This window comes from Comamonas sp. B-9 (assembly GCF_000410635.1).
Lineage (GTDB): Bacteria > Pseudomonadota > Gammaproteobacteria > Burkholderiales > Burkholderiaceae_C > Comamonas.
This window is the reverse complement of sequence record NZ_KE148655.1, coordinates 1-4,263: the sequence shown is the minus strand read 5'-3', so window position 1 is coordinate 4,263 and position 4,263 is coordinate 1. Positions and strand designations below refer to the sequence as shown.

At 67.3% G+C, this 4,263-nt stretch carries 5 protein-coding genes; 4 read left to right on the top strand and 1 reads right to left on the bottom strand.

Translation table 11 applies throughout. From position 1 onward, the window contains the following. Window positions 1-80: 80 nt before the first annotated feature. From H928_RS0121720 to H928_RS0121705, 4 genes are read left to right on the top strand one after another with little or no spacing between them, the layout of a single operon-like run. Window positions 81-1,106, top strand: a complete 1,026-nt coding sequence (locus tag H928_RS0121720) for a tripartite tricarboxylate transporter substrate binding protein (RefSeq protein WP_021028377.1) — start codon at window positions 81-83, stop codon at window positions 1,104-1,106. A gap of 15 nt (window positions 1,107-1,121) precedes the next feature. Further along, window positions 1,122-2,354 (top strand): ABC transporter substrate-binding protein, encoded by a 1,233-nt coding sequence (locus tag H928_RS0121715; RefSeq protein ID WP_021028376.1) that lies wholly within the window; start codon window positions 1,122-1,124, stop codon window positions 2,352-2,354. An 11-nt stretch (window positions 2,355-2,365) separates the two neighbouring features. After that, window positions 2,366-3,529 carry an NADH:flavin oxidoreductase/NADH oxidase gene (locus tag H928_RS0121710; RefSeq protein WP_021028375.1) on the top strand — a complete coding sequence of 388 codons (1,164 nt, stop codon included), beginning with the start codon at window positions 2,366-2,368 and terminating at the stop codon, window positions 3,527-3,529. 35 nt (window positions 3,530-3,564) lie between these two features. Further along, window positions 3,565-4,002, top strand: coding sequence for a hypothetical protein (locus H928_RS0121705; protein WP_148293263.1), 438 nt, complete (start codon window positions 3,565-3,567; stop codon window positions 4,000-4,002). A 5-nt stretch (window positions 4,003-4,007) separates the two neighbouring features. Here the strand turns inward: H928_RS0121705 and H928_RS32615 are convergent. After that, the coding region (locus H928_RS32615) for a hypothetical protein (protein ID WP_043341478.1) at window positions 4,008-4,263 on the bottom strand (256 nt) is incomplete at its 5' end.

Here is a 4,263-nt window from a genome sequence, read left to right as displayed (position 1 = left end):
TCAGCGCCACCCGGCTGTAGCGCCTCTCTCATCTCGCTTAGGACACGGCACACCACAAAAAACGGAACGGAGACAACGCCATGAACGACAAGCTTTCCCTGCAACAAGCGCCGGTCAATCCCGGCAGACGACGGTGGCTGGCACACAGCACCGCTTGGGGCGCAGCCAGCCTGCTGGCCGGCCACCAGGCCTGGGCGCAGAGCCCCTACCCGTCACGCCCGCTGCGGCTGGTGGTGCCCTTTGCCGCCGGCGGCGCCACCGATGTGCTCGGCCGCCTGCTGGCCAAGGCGCTGGAGCCCGGCCTGGGCCAGCCGGTGGTGGTCGACAACAAGGTGGGCGCAGCCGGCGCCATCGGCGCCACCCAGGTGGCGCATGCCGAACCCGATGGCTACAACGTGCTGATGGGCGGCGTGGGCACCAATATCGTGCTCGAGCACACGATGCCCGACCTGGGCTACCGGCCGCAGCGCGACTTTGCGGCGGGGGCCTCGATCTGCAATGTGGACTATGTGCTGGTGGTGGCGCAAGACAGCCCCTACCAGACCCTGGGCGAGCTGCTGGCCGATGCGAAGAAGACACCGGACAAGCTGCGCTATATGTCCACCGGGCCGCTGGGCCCGCTGCATGTGGCGATGGAGTACCTGGGCAAGCTGAGCGGCGCGCAGATGATCCATGCGCCCTACAAGGGCGAGGCCCCGGCCCTGCCGGACCTGCTGCAGCAGCGCGTGGACATGGGCATGATGACGGCGCTCTTCACCCGCCCGCAGGTGCAGTCGGGCAAGCTGCGCGTGCTGGCCACGTTGAGCGCGCAGCGCATGGCCTCCTGGCCCGAGATCCCCACCGTCGCCGAGCTGGGCTACCCCGGCTATGCCGCGCCGATCTGGAACGGCTTTTTTGTGCCGCGCAAGACCGGCGCCGAGGTCATCGACCGCCTGGGCCGCACCACCGTGGCCCAGCTACAGGCACCTGCGCTGAAGAACCTGCTGGAAAAGCAAGGCGTCTCGGTCACCGCCCAGGGCCCGGAGGCCTATGAAAAATTCCTGCAGGCCGAGCGCCTGCGTTGGCAGCAGATGATCCGCGAATCCCAGGTACTGACCAAAAGCTGAACAGGAGACACCACCATGCGTATTTCTCACCTCCCCGCGCTGCGCGCCCCCGTCAAACCACTGGGACTGGCCGCAGCGCTGCTGTGCCTGTCGCTGGGCGCCAGCGCACAATCGGGCCCGCCGGTGCGCATCGGCCTGATCGTTGACCAGTCGGGCGTCTACTCGGCCATCACCGGCAAGGGCAGCATCACCGCCGCCCAGATGGCGCTTGATGAGGCCGGCGGCCAGGTGCTGGGCCGCAAGGTCGAGCTGCTGACCTTTGACCACCAGAGCAAGGCCGACTCGGCAGCGGCCAAGGCGCGCGAATGGTACGACAACGGCGTCGACGCGATCCAGGACGTGGGCGGCTCGGCCGCCGCGCTCGCGGTGCTCAACATCGCCAAGGAAAAAGGCAAGGTGCTGGTGATGAGCGGCCCGGCCAGCGACCGCATCACCGGTGACATGTGTGGCCCCACCGTCGCGCACTGGGCCTACAACTCCTATGCACTGGCCAATACCGTGGGCAAGGCGGCGGCCGAGAAGATCGGCAAGCAGTGGTACTTTCTGACCGCCGACTACTCGGGCGGCTATGACATCGTCAAGGCCACCACCCAGGCCATCGGCACCGTGGGCGGCAAGGTGATTGGCGAGACCCGGCACCCGCTCAATGGCTCGGACTTCTCGTCTGCCGTGGTGCAGGCCCAGGCCAGCAAGGCCGATGTGATCGGCCTGGCCAACTTTGGCAATGACCTGGTCAACTCGATCAAGGCTGCGCGCGAATTCGGCATCACCCCCGAGAGCAAGCAAAAGCTCGCCTCGCTGCTGATGTACATCAACGATGTGCATTCGGTGGGCCTGCGCACTGCGCAGGGCATGCTGCTGTCCGAGGCCTTTTACTGGGACATGAATGACGAGACGCGCGCCTTCTCGAAGAAGTACTTCGCCAAGGTCAATGCCATGCCCAATATGAGCCAGATGGGCGCCTACTCTTCGGTCAAGCACTACCTGAAGGCGGTGGAGGCGGCCGGCAGCACGGACGCCAAGGCGGTGATGGCCAAGATGCGCGAGATGCCGATCAACGATGTGTTCACCAAGAACGGGCGCCTGCGCGAAGACGGCATGATGGTGCACGACATGTACCTGTTCCAGGTCAAGTCGCCGCAGGAGTCCAAGGCCCCTTGGGACTACTACAAGGTCATCAGCACGGTGCCGGCCGACAAGGCCTTCCTGCCGCTGTCCGAATCGGCCTGCCCTCTCGTCAAGAAGTAGGTGGCAGCACCATGGCCCACAGCGAAACCCAGAACCAGCTTTTCAGCCCACTGCAGCTGCGCGATGTGGTGATCAAGAACCGCATCGTCGCCGCCCCCATGTGGCAGTACCAGGGCCGCCACGGCCAGGTGCAGGACTGGCATCTGATGCACCTGGGGCGCCTGGCCGCCGGCGGCAGCGGCCTGGTGTTCCAGGAAGGCACCGGTGTGGAGCGGCGCGGCTGCGGCACCTTGGGCGATATCGGGCTGTGGCAGGACGACATGGTCGCGCCCTTGCAGCGCATCGTGCAGCTGATGCGCGACTGCGGCACCACGCCAGGCATCCAGCTGATGCATGCCGGCCGCAAGGCCCGGCAGCTGACACCCGCGCAGGGCCGGGGGGCTCTGCCCTACCAGCCGGACATCGCCGACTGGGATGCCTGGATGCCGATGGGCCCGAGCGCCATCCCCGCAGGCAAGGGCCTTGATACGCCGCTGCCCATGTCGCTGCAGCAGATCCAGCAGGTGGTGGAGGCCTTTGCCGCCGCTGCCCGCCGCGCCGCGCGCGCGGGCTACCAGGTGCTGGAGCTGCATGCCGGCCATGGCTATCTGCTGCACAGCTTTCTGTCACCGCTGGCCAACCAGCGCGGCGATGCCTGGGGCGGCAGCTTTGACAACCGCTGCCGGCTGCTGCTGACCGTCGTCGATGCGGTGCGCGCCGTGTGGCCAGCAGGCCTGCCCCTCTTTGTGCGCCTGTCCTGCACCGACGGCGCGCCCGGTGGCTGGACGCTGGAGGACAGCATCGCGCTGGTCAAACGCCTGCTGCCGCTGGGTGTCGATGTGATCGACTGCTCCTCGGGCGGCATTGCCGGCTCGCCGCTGCGCGGCGGCGAGTCTGCCAGCTATGGCTACCAGGTCGAACTGGCATCGGCCATCCAGGCCGCCACCGGCGCGCGCACGATGGCCGTGGGCCTGATCGTGCATGCGCAGCAGGCCGAGGCCATTTTGCGCAACGGCGACGCGGACCTGGTGGCGTTGGCACGTGAGCTGATCTACAACCCGAACTGGCCGATGGATGCGGCGCAAAAGCTGCAGGATGCGCAGGACTTCCAGATGCTGACCAGGAACGAAGCATTCTGGCTGGAGCGGCGCAAGGCCACCACACCGGATCTGCAGCCCTCCACCTTTGTGCGCTGAAAGCGTTGATGGCACCGGAATGCCACAATGCGGCGATGCGCCTGTCCTCCACCGCCCTCCCCTTGGCATTGCTTGCGCTACTGGCCAGCGCCGGTTGCAAGCAAATCCCCTATGCGCCACTGCCCGCCCCGCCGACCGGCATCCGCTATGAGCCCGGCGCCAACAGTGCCGGCATTGCGCGCATGTCAGAATCTGAGCTGCTGCGCCAAAAGCGCCTGGCGCAGGCGGGCGACAAGCGCGCCGCCCTCAATGTCTACCAGCATCTGCGCTCCGTAGACAACGATGATGCGCAGGCGCGGGACTGGCTGGTTCTGGCTGCGGACCTGGGCGATGGCGCCGCCGCCTACAACCTGGCGCAAATCGCCATCCACACCCAGGACGCTGCAGGCGCACGGTTCTGGGCACGGCGGTCCAAGGCGGCGGGCTATGCGAATGCGGACGCGCTGCTGCAATCGCTGGAGGAGCAAGACTAACGCGCTCAGCGGCTTGCCACCGGCGGCAGCCGGGCCAGCTCGGCCGTGAGGGCCCGCACATCGGCCAGCGCGCGGCTCTTGTCTGCCGGTGCCGCACTGCCGGCTGAACCACCCAGCGCCTGGGAGAAGCCCTGCAGCACCTGCTGGGCCTTTTTCAGCTCGGTCTCCAGGATCAGGCGGCGCTCGTCCTGGCCAAAATCTGCGCGTTCACGCGGGCGCGGGCCTTGCGACGGGGTAGGCGCCGGGGCGGGTGCGGGTGCG